Source organism: Micromonospora avicenniae, assembly GCF_900156065.1.
Lineage (GTDB): Bacteria > Actinomycetota > Actinomycetes > Mycobacteriales > Micromonosporaceae > Micromonospora > Micromonospora avicenniae.
In genome coordinates, this window is sequence record NZ_FTNF01000020.1 from 80,933 (window position 1) to 98,075 (window position 17,143).

8 protein-coding genes are annotated in these 17,143 nt (G+C 72.1%); 4 read left to right on the top strand and 4 right to left on the bottom strand.

Annotated features, from left to right (window positions below; all coding sequences use genetic code 11):
• Positions 1-224: 224 nt before the first annotated feature.
• Entirely contained in the window at positions 225-9,902 is a 9,678-nt protein-coding gene (locus tag BXA10_RS24460) for a calcium-binding protein (protein ID WP_139338121.1), read from the top strand.
• Between the two features lie 179 nt (positions 9,903-10,081).
• Positions 10,082-11,215 carry a carboxylate-amine ligase gene (locus BXA10_RS24465; protein WP_076473177.1) on the top strand — a complete coding sequence of 378 codons (1,134 nt, stop codon included), beginning with the start codon at positions 10,082-10,084 and terminating at the stop codon, positions 11,213-11,215.
• Between the two features lie 17 nt (positions 11,216-11,232).
• Here BXA10_RS24465 and BXA10_RS24470 read toward each other — a convergent pair whose 3' ends face one another.
• Positions 11,233-13,017, bottom strand: coding sequence for an N-acetylglutaminylglutamine amidotransferase (locus tag BXA10_RS24470; RefSeq protein ID WP_076473178.1), 1,785 nt, complete (start codon positions 13,015-13,017; stop codon positions 11,233-11,235).
• A 171-nt stretch (positions 13,018-13,188) separates the two neighbouring features.
• Entirely contained in the window at positions 13,189-13,611 is a 423-nt protein-coding gene (locus tag BXA10_RS24475) for a MarR family winged helix-turn-helix transcriptional regulator (RefSeq protein ID WP_076473179.1), read from the bottom strand.
• Positions 13,612-13,691: 80 nt separating this feature from the next.
• On the opposite strand from BXA10_RS24475, the gene BXA10_RS24480 reads away from it, so the two are divergent.
• The gene (locus BXA10_RS24480; RefSeq protein WP_076473180.1) at positions 13,692-15,485 is read left to right on the top strand and encodes an ABC transporter ATP-binding protein; all 1,794 of its coding nucleotides are present in this window, start codon (positions 13,692-13,694) and stop codon (positions 15,483-15,485) included.
• Positions 15,486-15,555: 70 nt separating this feature from the next.
• Here BXA10_RS24480 and BXA10_RS24485 read toward each other — a convergent pair whose 3' ends face one another.
• Positions 15,556-16,116, bottom strand: a complete 561-nt coding sequence (locus BXA10_RS24485) for an NADPH-dependent FMN reductase (RefSeq protein WP_076473181.1) — start codon at positions 16,114-16,116, stop codon at positions 15,556-15,558.
• A 140-nt stretch (positions 16,117-16,256) separates the two neighbouring features.
• On the opposite strand from BXA10_RS24485, the gene BXA10_RS24490 reads away from it, so the two are divergent.
• On the top strand, positions 16,257-16,775 hold the full coding sequence (locus BXA10_RS24490; protein ID WP_076473191.1) for a MarR family winged helix-turn-helix transcriptional regulator: 519 nt from the start codon (positions 16,257-16,259) through the stop codon (positions 16,773-16,775).
• Here the strand turns inward: BXA10_RS24490 and BXA10_RS24495 are convergent.
• A complete protein-coding gene (locus tag BXA10_RS24495; protein WP_076473182.1) occupies positions 16,772-17,044 on the bottom strand; it encodes a hypothetical protein in 273 nt (90 codons plus the stop codon). The genes BXA10_RS24490 and BXA10_RS24495 overlap by 4 nt on opposite strands.
• Positions 17,045-17,143 lie beyond the last annotated feature (99 nt).

A 17,143-nucleotide genomic window follows, 5' to 3' on the forward strand; every position in this document is an offset into this window, starting at 1 on the left:
CGTAACCCCGGCACGTTCGTCGACTGGCCCGGTCGGATTCTCCGGCCGGGCCAGTCTCCGTCCGGACGCCCCGTGCCACCAGCCGGTCAGCATTGGTCCGACTGATCGGTTCGACGCTCTGTCACCATGTCGACTCACTCGTTGTGAGCAAGTTCCGCGATCGATGTGCTGTCGCCGACGGCGCCGTCCGAGACGGCCATCCCTTCGGAACGAGGTGGCTCATGATGGCTCTCCGGCGTCTGATCGCCGCGATACTCGCGACTCTGCTCGCAACGACGTTCGCTGCCGTGTGGACGGCGCCACCGGCCCAGGCCGACGAGGCCTGGGAGACCGCCTTCAAGGCGCTGATGAACCGTACGGCCACCTGGGCCGAGAACGGTCTGTCCCGGATCGGCCCGCTGGCCCAGCCGCTGCCGCTGCTCGACACCAGTCCCGGCGCGCTCGTCCAGGTCGACAAGCTGGCCCCGACCGCTGCCGACGCCTTGGCCGACGACCTGACACGAAACGACGTCGACCTGGGCGGTGGCACCCGGCTGACCAGCACGGTCACCGAGGACGGCGGGGACCGGCTGCTCGACGTGCTGCTCAGCACGAAGAAGGAAGTCAACGGGAAGGGCCTTGCCGTCTCCGGGGTGACCGTCGCCGACGCGGTGAGCGTCACCGGCTGGGCCACCCTGCACCTGCGGGCGCGGCACACCGCCTCCGGCGAGACCTACCTGGTGCGCGACGGCGACACCCCGCGGATCGACATCGACGCGGTGGCCCGCCTCCGCACCGATCTCGCCCAGGCCACCGCCTCCGTCGGCATCCTCGGCGTGAAGCTGACCACGGGCAGTACCCTCGCGGCGCGTACCCACCTCAAGGTCACTCTCACCGACCCCAACGGTGACGGCCGCCTCGCCTTCGACACGGCGGCGGGCGCCGGCACCGGTGAACTCGGCGCCGCCGGTTCCCTCGCCGGGCTCGTCCAGGTCACGCTCGACAACTCCGGCGGTGGCCGGATCTCCGACGACGAGACCGAATCGGGCCCCGGCTCGGTGCACGCCGAGGTGAAGCTCGGTGCCGCCACCGAGGGCGTCCCGGTCGCTCTGCCCGCCATCGAAGGGACGGTCACCGTCGACTGGCCGGACATCTCCTCCGGCACGCCGACCGTCACCACCAGCGGCCTGGACGAGACGATCGGCCGGTTCCGCAGCATGAGCCCGCTCGACCTCGCCGCCGGGCTGGCCCAGCTCGCCACGCTCATCGGCGGCGTGCAACAGAGCGGACCGGCCGGCAACCTCGACCTGCCCTTCCTGCGCGGCACCTTCGCGGACGCGGTCAAGGTCAACGAGAAGATCACCGCGTTCCTTCAGGAAAACGTGTACCCCCGGCCGGAGGACCCGCAGTTCCAGCCCGGCGACGACCCGGCGAAGGCCGGGCAGCCGAAGTTCGGCTCCGTCCAGGAACTGTTCACCCTGCTCGCCGCCGAGGAGCTGCCGGTCGACAACGTCTCCTTCGCCGACGACAAGCTGGCGTTCCGGGTGCGGCTGGAGCGCGAGTCGACGGAGGAGGTGGCGCTCGACCCGGGCGCCCCCTCGGTCTCCGGCCGCGGCGCCACCTTCACCGCCGACGGCTTCAGTGTGCAGGGCAACCGGTTCACCCCGGGCGGGCTGGTCGGACAGCGGGTGGTCGCCGGCACCTCGGCCGGCACCGTGGAGAGCAACACGGCGAACGCCGTCACCCTCGAGACGAGCTGGATCGGTGGACAACCCGCCGCCGACAGCGCCTGGGTGGTCAGTGGGTCCAGCCCGCACACGGGCGCGGTCGAGCTTGGCGGCGCGTTCACCAAGACGGTGGGGGGCAAGCCGGTCGGACTGCGCGCGGCGAACGCCCAGGCCAGCTTCGCCACCGTGAAGCCGCGTTACGAGGCGGATCTGACACTGGTCCTCGACCTGCGCGACCTGGGCAGCCCGGCCGCCAACGCCGACCGGGTGCTGCTGCGCACCGACCCGGCCACCCCGCTGTTCGCCGCCGACTTCCCGATCAGCAGCGCGGTCGACTTCTACACCACCGCCGGGTTCCTCAAGGCCAAGCTGGGGGGCAACCTCGCCGTGGGGCCGGCCGAGGCCGGCAAGCGCATGATCGAGGTTCGGTTCAAGCAGGCGCAGGACATCTCCCTCGGCACCCTGTTCACACAGCTCAAGCAGAATCCGACCGGTCTGCTGGCGGCCACCCACTCGGTGCGGACCACCGGCCGGGTGGACGTGAGCGTGCCCGGCGGCACCGGAGCGCTGGGCAGCGGCGTCGGCGTCGACGTGAGCTGGACCGCCGGCGGCCAGCCGAGCGTCGACACCTCCGAGCTGGACGGGCTGTTCGCGCTCGACTTCAACCCCGACGACCCGAAGGCGCTCTTCGCGCTCGTCGTGGAGGCGCTGCGGCTGGTCAACGGCGCGCTCGCCGCGCCCACCGCGGGCACCGGTCCGCTGGACACGGAGATCCCGCTGCTGGGCCGCTCCGCCCGGCAGCTGCTCGGCAGCGACGAGAGCGGCGTCGGCGCCGGGGTCAGCTACGCCACCCAGGGCGACAGTTTCCTGCTCAAGGACGCCAACCGGGACGAGGACAGCGCCTTCGACCCGCGGCTGTCCGACCGGGCTGTGGTGATCGGCAGCAAGGCGTACCGGGTGCTGGAGCGAGTCGACGGGCAGACGTTGCGCATCGACCCGGCCGGTACGCCCACCCCCGCCGACGGCACCGCCTACGCGCTGCGCCCGGAGCTGGCCGACGCGGTGGACCGGCTGCTAGCCACCCCGCCGGACACCCTCCAGGACGCGATCGACGTGCTCAACAAGGCCATCGGCGAGGGCAGCGGCATCGGGTTCACGCTGGACGAGCGCGCCGGTGGGCCGTACCTGCGGCTCGGGCTGGACTGGAAGCGCGGCTTCCAGACCGGCGGCCCGTTGGCGTTCCGCTGGGACGCCGCCCGTGAGCTGGTGAGCCTGGACACCTCCGGCGCGTACACGGTGGACGTGAACGCGCGGGCACAGCTCGGCCTGCTGCTGCCGCTGCGCCCCGACGGCGTACCGCTGCTGGACCGCAGCTCGTCCGCGGACGTGACGGTGACCGGCGGCGTCGACGACCTGGCGGTGGCCGCCCGAGTCGGCCCGCTCGCGGTCGACCTCGGCAAGGCCGACGACCACGGCACGGTACGTACCAACGTCAGCTTCGGTCTCGGCGGTCTCGCCGCGGACGGGCCAATCGCTGGATTGCTCGCCGCGACGCCGAGCGTCACCACCGCTGGCACCGACTGCGGCGACGGCGTCGGCGGGGCGGACAAACCGATCTGCGCCCGCGCCCCGGTCTTCGTGAACGGCTGCGACCCGGGTGGCACGAGCAACACCCTCTCGCTCGAGTTGGGGCTGGACCTGAAGGCGAGCACCACCCCGCCGGATCTCGGCACCTGCTTCCAGAACCTGGCGCTGAAGCTCACCGACTTCAATGTCGGCATCGACGGATACCTGGCCAAGGTGGAGGAGGCCCTGCGGCTGGCCAGCTTCGACGGCAAGCTGCCGCTGGTCGGCGACGACCTGCAGCAGGGCGAGCGGTTCATCGCGGACCTGCGGGAGAAGGTGAAGGCGGCGATCGGGCCCGTGCTGAACGACGCCACCCTCGACAAGGCCGGGGTGCAGGCCGCCCTGGACGAGGCGCTGGGCGAGGTGGCGCCGGGCGCCAAGGCCACGGTGACCTGCCGCGACGACGCCGAGACCTGCGGCGCGGAGAACTTCCAGTCGGTACGGATCACCCTCACCGCGAGCCAGGGCACCCCGTCGCCGGAGCAGGGCTGCACCGGCGACTGCCCGGGCGTGGACGTGCCGCTGGACCTGGGCATCCCCGGCCTGTCGCTGAAGGCCGCGAAGGGCACCAACGACAAGGTCACCGCGAACCTGGGCTGGAAGCTGCGGTTGGACCTGGTGCTCGACCGGGACGAGGGCTTCTACGTCGCCACCCACACCGGGGACGGGGCACCGGAACTGGCCATCGGCGCGTTCTTCGACGTGCCGCAGAAGATGGAGGCGCAGCTCGCCTTCATCCGGGTCGACGCGGAGAAGCAGGGCAGCGATCCGCTGGTCAGCGCGTACTTCGCGATCGACCTCAAGGGTTCGCCGGGGGAGCAGAGCTGCTTCGGTGACACCCCGGCCGGCGAGTGCGTGGCCGACCCGGACGCCAAGCTGACCCTGGCCGAGTTCGGCGACCTCGGTTCCCTGATCGCCACCGACCTCACCGTCAAGGTGAAGATCGACTGGAAGCTCGCCGCAAAGCCCAGCACCAGCGGCGACTCGGCGCTGCCCGGCATCAGCGCCCGCTTCGGGATGACCTGGCAGCTGACCCACCAGCGCGGCGGGCTGACCGCGGCGGGCGACGCCCCGGACCACGGCTTGCGGATCACCTTCACCGACATCGCGCTCGACGCGGGCGCCTTCTTCGACAGGATCCTCAAGCCGGTCGTGGAGCAGCTCAAGGCGGTTACCGGGCCACTGCAGCCGGTCATCGACACCCTGTACGCCCCGATCCCCGTCCTGTCCGACCTGTCCAAGGCCACCGGCGGGTCCGACATCACCCTGGTCTCGCTGGCCGAGCAGTTCAGCACGCTGAACGACGGACCGGATCTGTCCTTCGTGCACACCGTGCGCGCGGTGGTCGATTTCATCCGCTCGATTCCGGACTGCGACTCCGGCTGCGCCATCCCGCTGGGTCAGTTCCTGGTCGACCCGGAGAAGGCACTGACCACGGAGGTCTCCCCGGCCTCCGCAGAGAGCCTGATCGACAGGGCCGACGACTTCACCCAGGCCAAGCCCGCCGACGAGGTCAAGTCGACCGTCGACGCGGCGGCCGGGGACGACGGCAAGAAGATCTTCGCCAAGGACCCGGACGGGAAGTCCACCGCCGAGAAGATCGGCTTCACCTTCCCGGTCTTCGACAACCCCGGCTCGCTCTTCGGCCTGCTCATGGGGCAGGACGTCGAGCTGATCGGCTTCGACTCCGGGCCGCTCACCCTCGGGTTCAGCTGGCGCCAGTCGTTCGGCCCGGTCTACGCCCCGCCGCCGGTCATGATCACCTTGGCGGGCAGCGCCTCGGTGACCGCACGGTTCATCGCGGGCCTGGACACCGCCGGCATCCGGCACGCCATCGAGGCGGCTACCAAGGACACCGAGCTGGACGCGGTGAAGCTGCTCGACGGGCTCTACTTCAAGACGGCGGACAGCACCGGCACCGCCGTCCCGGTGGTCACCCTCCGTGGTGAGATCGCCGCCGGGGCCCAGGTCTCCGTGCTGTTCCTCAAGGCCGGCATCGAGGGTGGCATCCGGCTCACCGTCGGGTTCAGCTGGAACGACCCGAACAACGACGGCAAGTTCCGCACCAGCGAGTTCCTCCAGGCGCTGATGAACAACCCGATCTGCCTCTTCACCACCAGCGGCCAGCTGTCGGTGTTCCTGAAGGTCTACATCACCATCGACCTGGTGCTCTTCGAGAAGACCTTCGACTTCACGCTGGTCGACGCGGTCCTGCTGGACTTCCGGGCGCAACCGAACTGCGCACCGCCATCACCGAAACTCGGCGGCACGGTCGGCGACACGCTCGTGGTCTTCGCCGGCAAGTTCGGTGGGGAGAAGCAGCGCGGCCACGCCGCCTGGGGCAACGACCGCGACCCCTACGCCGGTGACGTGGTCAAGGTGTACGCGCTGCACTACGCCGACCCCGACCCCGACCCCGACGACCCCGACGTCGGCCCCGACCCACTCTTCGACGGCTTCGCCGTCGAGGCGCTCGGTCACCGGGAGGAGTTCCTCGATCCCGGTCTGAAGCGGGTAGTCGTCGACGGTCGGGACTACGACCCGGCCGACAAGAGCAAGCCGGCCATGTCGGTGCTGCTGCTGGGTGACGGCGACCCCAGCGGGGACGGCACGAAGACGTCGGACTTCGACCAGACCGCCGTGGTCCTCGGCTCCCAGGGGCGGGACCAGATCCGCACCGGCACCGGCGCCGCGTTCGTCGACGGGCGTGGCGGTGACGACGTCATCGTCACCGCGGAGGGGTCCGGCATGGTCAGCCGGATCGCGGGCGGCCCCGGTAGGGACACCATCACGACCGGCGACGGGAACGACGAGGTGGCCGGCGACGGCACGCTCGGCGGCACCGACCTGGGGCCGACCACGGTGCGCACCGCGGACGGCGCCGATCTCGAGTCAGAGCTCGACGGGCTGGTCGACTGGACCACGCTGACCGGCCCCACCGGCGCGACCGACCCCAACTCCGACGGGGACGACCACGTCACCGTCGGACACGGCAGCAGCAAGGTGTACGGCAACGCCGGCAACGACGTGCTCGGCGTGCTCACCGACGACAAGCCCAGCGGCGACAACCTGCTCGTCGGCGGTCCGGGCGAGGACACGATCAACGGTGGGGTGGGCGACGACACCATCCACACCTCCGACGCGGGTGCGCCGGACCCGGCGGACGGGCCCGGCACCGGCGACGCCGGGTTGACCAACCAGGTGGACACCGGCAGCGGCGAGGACACCGTGTACGGCAGCGCCGGCAGCGACCTCGTGGTCTCGCACTCGGCCAACGGCCAGACCGGACGGCTCTACGGGTACGGCGCCGACGACGTCCTGATCGGCGGATACGGCACCGACGAACTCTACGGCGGCCCCGGCGACGACCACGTGCTCGCCGAACCGTCCGAGGTCGGTGAGGCCGGCGACGACGACGGCTACGGCCCGTTCCGCGAGGTGGTCCACACGCCGCTGCCGCCCGGGGTGCAGCCGCAGACCAAGCTGCTGGTCGGCGGCCTGGGCAAGGACCACATCATCGGTGGCGACGGTGGCTCCACCATCTTCGGTGACCGGCACCTGCCCAAGGAGACCTGCGCCGACGCCACACTCGCAGACGGCCAGCCGGCCCCGAAGGCCCAGGGCGACCCGGACCTGATCCTCGGTGGCCTCGGGGTGGAGCGGGTCGCGGCCGGTGGCGGCGACGACCGCGCCGACCTCGGCGGCGGCGACGACCGCGCCTGCGGCCAGCTCGGCAACGACACCCTGCACCTGGGCGACGGCGCCGACCGGGCCTGGGGCGCGGCGGGTGTGGACCAGCTGCACGGCGACGGCCAGGACGACCTGCTCTTCGGCAACGCCGACGACGACGGTCTCTACGGCGGCGACGGGGTGGACACCGTCGAGGGCAACGCCGATGACGACCAGCTCTTCGGTGGGCCCGACGGGGACCTGCTGTACGGCGGCAGCCGGGTAGCGGGCGCGGGCGACGGGCAGGATCGGATCTACGGCGAGGCCGGGCCGGACCGGATCGTCGGCGACAACGGCACGCCACGGGTCGGCGACGTCGGGCCGTACCCGCTGGACCTGGCTGGGGACGCACCTGACGCGGGCGCCGGCGATGTGATCTCCGGCGGTCCGGACGACGACATGGCGTACGGCGGCCTCGGCGGCGACCGGGTCGACGGCGACGGAGGCGACGACCAGCTGGAGGGGAACAACGGCGCGGACGTGATGCACGGCAACTTCGGGCGGGACGAAATCGTCGGCGGTTCCAGCCAGGAACCGACGGCGGGGACCGGCCGGCCCGACACCGGTGACCAGATCTTCGGCGACGCCGACGAGGACCTGATCGCCGGCGACAACGGCCGCTTCGTCCCGGCGGGCGCCGACGCGACCCGGGTCACCCAGGGCCGGGCCGGACCGCCCCGCAAGGTCACCCTGCTCGACCTCGGCTTCAGCCCGGCGGCCGGCACCAGTGGCGGGGATCTGATCTCCGGCGGATCCGCCGACGACGTGATCTTCGGTCAGGGCGGCGCCGACCGGGTGCACGCCGACGGTGGCGCGGACTTCGCCGAGGGCGGCCCCGGCTCCGACTGGGTCGAGGGCAACTACGGCGACGACGACCTGGTCGGCGGGTCCAGCACGGCGTACGACGGTTCCGGCGCGGCCACCACTGGGCAGCCGGACGCCGCGGACGCCGTGTTCGGCGGACCCGGTTCGGACGCGGCGATCGGTGACAACGGCGCGGTGCTGCGGCCGCTGCCGGGTGAGACGCCGACTCCGGTGACCGTCCGGCTCGGCTCGGGCGGGGCGCCGTTCGGGCCGCGGATCGTGGTGCTGCTCGACCGGGCGGCGGTCGACGCCAACCGGCACGGCGGTGACCGCGTCAGCGGCGGCGACGGTGTCGACACGCTCTGGGGACAGGACGGCGACGACGCGCTGACCGGTGACGGCGGCGGCGACTACCTGGAGGGCAACGGTGGCGCGGACGTGCTGCGCGGTGACTCCGCCCTGGGCGCGGCCGGCCACAGCACGGTCACGCCGCTGCCGGACGCCGGCTGGCCGGGCACCCCGTCGGCGGCGGAGGGGCTGACCGGGACGGGCGAGCCGGCCGGCCAGGACGACCTGATCGGCGGCAGCACCGCTCCCGGTTTCCGGGACACCGGTGACCTGATCGAGGGCAACGGCGCCGCGGACGTGCTGCTCGGCGACAACGGCTCGCTGCTGCGTACGGTCGTCACGGGCGACGGGCAGCCGACCGAGCGGGTCTACACCGAGCGGTACCCGGCCGGCGCGGTGCCGGCGGACGCCACAGTGGCCCGCACCCACGACCCGGCGCTGCCCGGACCGTCCACCCGGTTCTGCACCACCGCCCAGGTCACCTGCGAGCCGGCCGGGGCGTACGGGGCGGACCAGCTTTTCGGCGACGCCGGGGACGACGGGATCTGGGGCCAGGACGGCGACGACCTGATCCGGGGCGGTGACGGCGACGACGACATCGTCGGCGAGTTGGGTGCCGACGCCCTGTACGGCGAGGCGGGGCGGGACGCGATCCTCGGTGACCGGGGCGGCGTGGTCAACCAGTACCTGAACGCCGACGATGTCGCGGCGCTCGGGTTCACGGTGACGCTGTCGTCCCCGCCGCAGGAGACGTACACCGGGTTCCGGGCCGGCGACTACGACCGGCGTGTGGACCTGCTGCACGACACCGACGGCGACACCTGGATCGGCGGCTCCACCTCGGCGCCGATGCCGCACGACGGGCTGACGGAGGGCGGCGACGACCGGATCCGGGGCGGCGCGGGGGCGGACAACATCCACGCGGGCTTCGGCGACGACGTGGCCAACGGTGACAGCGGCGGTGACCAGCTCTTCGGGGCCGACGGTTCGGACGTGCTCTGGGGTGGCAAGGGCTGCGATCCGGTGCTGGACGGGGCCGAACCGCAGTGCCAGGTGGACGGGGCGTTCAGCGCCGCCGCGCGTGGCGACCACGACCAGTACGTGGACCACATCTTCGGTGGTGCCGGCGCGACCAGCGGCCCGGCCGTGGAAGCCGTGCTCGGCTCCGACCTGCTGGACTTCCGTCCGCGTGGCGCGTACCCGGACAACTGCGCGGCCGGCGCCTGGCCGGTGACCAGCGACGGCGTCACCGTCGACCCCTGCCTCTGGTTCGAGATGACCGGGCTGGACAACGGGGAGGTGGCCGACAACCAGCACCACCACGGCACCGACTGGATCTACGGCGGCTGGGACCGGGACGTGCTCCAAGGCGACGTGACGGAGAACGGGCCGAACAACGGTGACCGGCTCATCGACTGGAACGGCGCCTACAACCTGTTCACCCACTGCAACTCGGCCTACGGCGGGTTCAACGACGTCCGCCAGCACAGCCCGGCCATGCAGAACTTCCTCAGCCGGGTGGCCTGGGGCTCCGGCGCCGGACGTGCCGGGTCCGACGCGACCACCGAAGACACCTCCGCCTTCGTGGAGCTGGCCCTCGTCTATCCGCGGGACAACCGCCAGCACGGCGCTGGGCCGGCGTACCCCGGCACGCCGGGGCACTTCGACGCACCTTCCTGCACCGACTGACCACACCGAGCGTCGCGGCCCGGCCCCGTCACGGGACCGGGCCGCGACGCTCAGTACCTGGTCAGCGGAGTGCGGCAGTGGCCGATCCGGAGCGTTTGCCGGTCGAGTCGGCGGGAACGCTGATCCGGCCGAGTAGCGCGACGCCCGGGGCGTCGCCCGACGAAACGGACGCCGAACGTATGACGTACCGTCCGACAGTCGCCACCGCGGTGCCCGACCTCACCACGCTGACCCTCGGCGTGGAGGAGGAGTTCCTGCTGCTGGACCTGCGGTCCGGGGAGAACCTGCCGGTCGCCCAGCGGGTCCTGACCGCGTTGCGCGGCCCGGCGCGGGACCAGAGCCGGCAGGAGTTCCGGCACAGCATGGTCGAGATGGTCACCCCGGTCACCGCCGACCTGGCCGAGTTGCGCGCGCACCTGGTTGCGCTGCGGCGCTCGGCCGCCGAGGCGGCCGAGTCGGCCGGCGCCCGGCTGGTCGCGGTGGGGGCGACCCCGATGCACGAGCCGCACCGGACGGTCCCGGACAAACCGCGCTACCACGCCATGTCCCGGCGGTACGGACCAGTGGCGCACGACCCGGCGGTCTGCGGCTGTCACGTGCACGTCGGGGTGCCGGACCGGGAACTCGCCATCCAGGTGTGCAACCACCTGCGTCCCTGGCTGCCCGTGGTGCACGCGATCGCCACCAACTCGCCGCTGCACGACGGCGCCGACACCGGGCACGCCAGTTGGCGTTCGATGCAGCTGGAACGCTGGCCCAGCCTCGGCCCCACCCCCTACTTCGCTTCGGCGGCGGACTACGACCGTACGGTGGAGGAGCTGATCTCCGCCGGCGTCATGCTCGACGCGGCGATGGTCTACTGGTACGCCCGGCCGTCCGCCGCGTACCCCACAGTGGAGATCCGGGTCGGGGACGTGTGCCCGACCGTCGACGACACGGTGCTGGTCGCCGCGCTGTTGCGTGCCCTGGTCGCGACGGTCCTCGACGAGGCGCGCGCCGGCGTGCCGGCGTCACCCGTGCGCGATTGCCTGGTGTCCGCCGCGCACTGGCGGGCCGCGCACGACGGCCTGGACGGCACCCTCATCGACCTGCGTCGCGGCGGTGCCCGGCCGGCGTGGGAGCTGGTCGACGAGCTCTTCGCCACGGTCTCACCGGCGCTGGTCCGGCACGGCGATCTGGGCTACGTGCTCGACCAGCTGACCCGGCTGCGCGGCGAGGGCACCGGCGCCACCCGACAGCGGCGCGTCCTCGACGAGACCGGCGACCTGCGCGCGGTACTCGCCGAGCTGGCCGCCTGGACCACCGCCACCTGACCCTCCGGGGGCAGGGGTCAGTGGATGTCGTGGGACTGGAGCCAGAGTTCGAGCAGGCCCAGCTGCCAGAGCTTGTTGCTGCCGGCGGCCGCCGCGGCCCGGTCCGGCTCGGCCAGCAGCTGCGCCACGTACTCCTGACGGAACAGGGCACGCTCGCGGGCGACGGGCGCCTGCAACGCCTCGACCACCAGTTCGCGCACGGCACCGTCCACGTTGCGCAGCGCGGGCACCGGGAAGTAGCCCTTCGGCCGGTCGATCACCTCGGCCGGCAGCACCTCCCGGGCCACCTCCTTGAGCACCCCCTTACCGCCCCGGGCCAGCTTGTGCTCCGGCGGGCAGTGCGCCGCGAGGGTGACCAGGTCCTGGTCGAGGAAGGGCGTACGCACCTCCAGGCCCCACGCCATGCTCATGCTGTCGACCCGTTTGACCGGGTCGTCGGGGAGCATCAGGTGGGTGTCCAGCCGCAGCACCGCGTCCAGCGCGGTCTGTGCCCCGGGCGCCGCCAGGTGCGCGTCGAGCAGGTCGCGGCTGGCGTCCCGGTCCAACGCGTACGCCGGGCCGACCACCCGGTTCAGCTCGGCGTGGTCCCGGTCGAAGAACGCGGACGCGAACTCGTCCGCGGCGGTCTCCCGGGGCACCTCCGCCAGCGGCTGGTGGTAGCCGTAGCCGGCGAACACCTCGTCCGCGCCCTGCCCCGACTGGGCCACCTTGACGTGCTGGGCCACCTGTTCGGAGAGCAGGTGGAAGGCGACCACGTCGTGGCTGCCCATCGGCTCGGTCATCGCCAGCACGGTCCGGCGTACGGCGGGGACCAGGTCGTCGTCGGCGAGCCGGACGCGCTGGTGGTCGGTGTCGAAGGCGCGCGCCACCAGGTCGGAGTAGTGGAACTCGTCGCCGGCTTCGTCGCCCCGGCTGTCGAAGCCGATGCTGAACGTGCGCAGGTGCCGCTGCCCCGCCTCGGCGAGCAGCGCCACGATGAGACTGGAGTCCAGGCCGCCGGAGAGCAGCACTCCGACCGGGACGTCCGCGACCAGCCGCCGGTGTACGGCGGTGCGCAGCGCCTCCCCGACGGCGGTCTGCCAGTCCCGCGCGCCCATCGCCGCCTCGGCGGGTTCCCGTACGTAGTCCGGCTGCCAGTACCGCTCGTCGCGGCTGCGCCCGTCCGCCTCGACGATCCGCAGGGTGGCCGGTGGCAGCTTGCGCACGCCGCGCAGGATGGTCCGGGGCGCGGGCACGATCGAGTGCCAGGAGAGGTAGTGGTGCAGCGCCACCGGGTCGATCCCGGTGTCCACGTCCCCGGCGCGCAGCAGCGCCGGCAGGCTGGAGGCGAACCGTAGCCGATCGGGCGTCTCGGCGAGGTAGAGCGGTTTGATGCCGAGGCGGTCGCGGGCCAGCACCAGTCGCCGCCGAACCTGGTCCACCAGGCCGAAGGCGAACATGCCGACCAGATGGTCGACGAACCGCTCGCCCCAGTGGGCGTACGCCACCAGGATCACCTCGGTGTCGCTGGTGGAGCGGAAGTCGTAGCCGGCGTTGCGCAGTTCCTCGCGCAGCTCGGGGTAGTTGTAGATGCAGCCGTTGAAGACCAGGCCGAGCCCCAGGTCCTCGCGGACCATCGGTTGGGCGCCGGCGTCGGAGAGGTCGATGATGGTGAGCCGCCGGTGTCCGAGGGTCACCCAGCCGTCGCTCCAGAGCCCCTCGCCGTCCGGGCCGCGGGAGCGCATGGCCTCGGTCATCCGGGTCACCGCCGCGGCGTCGGGCCTCGACCCGTCGAACCGGGCCTCCCCACCGATGCCGCACATCAGCGCCGGCCGCCGGTCGTACCGCTGAGCAGGCGCACCACGAGGCCCTCCCGTCACCCGCCGGTCCCGTCGATCGGACGGGCTCGGCTACCCGGCCGGCCGGTGACCAAACCCGGCCAGGGGACTGCCGCGGCCCCGCGCAGCCGGTCATCCCGGGCCCGTCCCGGGTGGTCAGCCGTGCAGCGTACGCAGGATGCGGGCGAGGTCGTCGCGGTCGCCGGGGGTGAGTTCGGCGAACAACCGGTCCGCCTCGGCCTGGCGGGTGGCCCGGATGGCGGTGCTGGTGCGTACGCCCTCGGCGGTGAGCGCGACCAGGGTGGCCCGCCTGTCGTTCGGGTCGGGGCGGCGTTCGACCAGCCCACGCCGCTGCAGGTCGTCGACCACCTCGGTGGCGGAGCGGGGTGCGATGCGCAGGTGCTCGGCGAGCGCGCCGGGACGCAGTACGCCGTGCCGGGCCAGGACGCCGAGGGCGCGTGCCTGGCTCGGGCTGATGTCCCAGGGCGCGAGGGCTGCCCGGGTGCGATGACGCAGCAGCCGCGCGACCTTCCAGAACGCCTCGGCCAGGGTGTCGTCGTCGCCGTCCGCCTCGGTCACGCGGAATACGGTAGCAGCAGCTACGGTTGTTACCTCATGATGAGGCAACCTCAGTAAAGTGCGACGGAAGGCAGCCGCTCTTGGAGCCCAACCCCCACGGCCGCGACCGCGGCCCCCGCACCGTCAGCCCGGCGGAGAAGGCGCAGGCCCGGCAGGTGCCGCTGCGGCGCGTCGCCGGGCTCTTCCGCCCCCATCGGGCGTCCCTCACCGTGGTCACCGCGATCATCGTGGCGTCCTCGGTCATCGCCATGGCCTCGCCGTTCCTGCTGCGGCACGTGATCGACAGCGCCCTGCCGGAGCGCGACCTGCGCCTGCTGGTCTGGCTAGTCCTCGGCATGATCGGCGTGGCGGCGGTCACCGCCGTCCTCGGCGTGGTGCAGACCTGGATCTCCACCCGGGTCGGGCAGGAGGTCATGCACCGACTGCGCACCGAGGTGTTCACCCACCTCCAGCGGCAGTCGCTGAACTTTTTCACCCGCACCCGTACGGGCGAGGTGCAGTCGCGGATCACCAACGACATCGGTGGCATGCAGTCGGTCGTCACCTCCACCGCCACCTCGATCGCGTCGAACCTGACGACGGTGGTCGCCACCGTGGCGGCCATGGTCGCGCTCTCCTGGCGGCTGTCCCTGGTCTCGCTGGTCATCCTCCCGCCGGCCATCTGGCTCACCCGCCGCGTAGCCCGGCTGCGCCGTGAGATCACCGCCCGACGCCAGCGGGAACTCGCCGACCTGAACGTCACGGTCGAGGAGGGCCTGTCGATCAGTGGCGTGCAGCTCGCCAAGACCCTCGGCACCGCGCCGGCGCTGATCGAGCGCTTCACCGCCTCCTCGGCCCGCCTGGTCGACCTGGAGCTGCGCAGCGAGCTGGCCGGACGCTGGCGGATGGCCTCGATGACCATCGTCTTCGCCGCCGTCCCGGCGCTCATCTACCTCGGCGCCGGCCTGCCGGGCACCGCCGGCACGCTGAGCATCGGCACCCTGGTCGCCTTCACCGCGCTGCAGAACGGGCTGTTCCGCCCGCTGATGATGCTGCTCAACGTGGGTGTCTCGGTGACCTCGTCGCTGGCGCTGTTCGCCCGGATCTTCGAGTACCTGGACCTGCCGGTCGAGGTGGCCGAACCGGCCGAGCCGGTAACGGTCGACCCGCGCCGGGTCCGCGGCCACCTGCGCCTGGAGGAGGTCACCTACAGCTACCCGGGCAGCGACACCGCGGCGGTCGCGGGGGTCACCCTCGACGTGCCCGCCGGCACCGGACTGGCCCTGGTCGGGGAGACCGGCTCCGGCAAGAGCACCCTTGCCGCCCTGGTCAGCCGGCTGCACGACCCGACCAGTGGTCGGATCACCATCGACGGGGTGGACCTGCGTGACATGCGCCTGGCCGATCTGGCCGCAGTCGTGGGCGTGGTGAGCCAGGAGACCTACCTGCTGCACACCACCGTGCGGGAGAACCTGCGGTACGCCCGGCCGGACGCCACCGACCCGGAGATCGAGGCGGCCGCGCGCGCCGCGCAGATCCACGACGTGATCGCGAGCCTGCCGGAGGGGTACGACACAGTCGTCGGCTCGCGGGGCCACCGCTTCTCCGGCGGTGAGAAGCAACGGCTGGCGATCGCGCGCACGCTGCTGCGGGACCCGCGGGTGCTGATCCTCGACGAGGCCACCAGCGCGCTGGACACCGAGACCGAACGGGCCGTGCAGCGGGCGTTCGACGAGCTGGCCAAGGGGCGCACCACGATCACCATCGCCCACCGGCTCTCCACCGTCCGCGACGCCGACCAGATCGCGGTGCTCGACCACGGTCGCATCGTCGAGTGCGGCACCCACGACAATCTGCTGGGTCGCAACGGCCGTTACGCCGCCCTGGCGGCCTGAATGCCGCCGGGTACGCGAAGGTGGCCGCAGGACGAGCCGGCGGCCACCTTCGGTGCGTTCAGGTGCGTGTTCAGTTCTTGCGCAGGTGGGCCAGCGCGCCGCTCCAGGCCACGACCTGGTCGATCATGGTGTTGAGCGCGGGCTCGTGGACCGGGTTCGGCTTGAAGACGCTGTAGTTCTCGAAGTCGCTGTGCAGCGACAGCGCCACCTGGACCCGCACGTCGGCCATCATGAGCTCACCGGCGATCAGGCGCAGGTGCTCGACGGCCCGCGCGCCGCCGACCGAGCCGTAGCTGACGAAGCCGACGGCCTTGTTGTTCCACTCGGCGAAGAGGTAGTCGATGGCGTTCTTGAGCGCGCCCGAGGTGGAGTGGTTGTACTCCGGGGTGACGATCACGAAGCCGTCGTACTGGGCGATGGTCTCGGCCCAGCGCTTGGTGTGCGGCTGGCTGTACTGCCCCATCGACGGCGGGATCGCCTCGTCGAGGTGCGGCAGCGGGTGGTCGAGCAGGTCGATGAGGTCGAACTCCGCGTCCGAGCGCTGCTTGGCGTGCTCGAGGACCCAGCGGGCAACCGCCTCGCCGTTGCGGCCGGGGCGGGTGCTGCCGAGGATGATGCCGATCCTGGTCATGGGTGTGGTGCCTCCAGAAGTCGTGGTGTTACGCCAGCACACGCTAGACAGTCATTGCTTGGTCAAGCAAATAGGCGAGCTATGGTTGCCGTCACACCGGCTCGGGCGGCATGCCCGCGCCCGGAACTAGGATGGTGGCCATGCTCGGTGTCCCCGGCAAACCCCTGAAGCCTCTCGACCAGGACGAGGAGGCCCTGGTACGCAACCTGTACCGGGTGATGTATCTCCTGCCCAGGGCGATCGACGCCGACATGATCTACGACCGGCAACTCCCGCTCACCGAGTACACGGCCCTCATGCACCTCTCCGAGGCGCCCGAGCGGCAGCTGCGGATGAGCGAACTCGCGTCCGCGTGTCAACTCTCGCTGAGTGGGATGACCCGGACCATCACCCGCCTGGAGACGCAGGGCCTGGTGCGCCGGGTTCGCAGCGAGCAGGACGCCCGCGGCTGGAACGCCGTCCTCACCGACGCCGGCTTCGCGCGGCTCACCGAGTCCTGGCCGAGCCACCTGGCCGCTGTCCGCCGGCGGTTCCTCGACCACTTCGAGGGCGTCGACCTCGCCCGCCTGGCTCAAGTGTTCGAGCGGGTGGGGACCGCCGACGAGGTGTCCGCCAGCACCGATGAGCCCGTCGCGGAACAGTCTGAAAACCGTCTCTAAAGAGTCTCGTTACCGGCCCCGGCCGCATCCACCGACTGGTCGCCGGCGGCGTGCATCCGCCGTGCCGCCTCGACCTGCTCGCGATCCAGCGCCCGGGGCCGGCCCGGCCTCCGTCGGGACCGGCCCCTGACCACCGCGCAGCGTGACGCGTCTACGCGGCAGCCCCTCCGCGGGTCCAGCAACCCCTCGACGTCGGCCAGCAGCGGCTCGACCAGCGCCGCGAGCAGGTGCTCCTTGGCGGGGAAGCGGCAGAGGATCCGCCTGACCATCGGTCGCTCCTATGCCGCGTCAAGTGGTCCTGGTGGGGTTTCGAGGCGTCGGTAGAGCTCTCGGGCGACGTAGCGCTTGAGGCAGCGTTTGATCTCCCG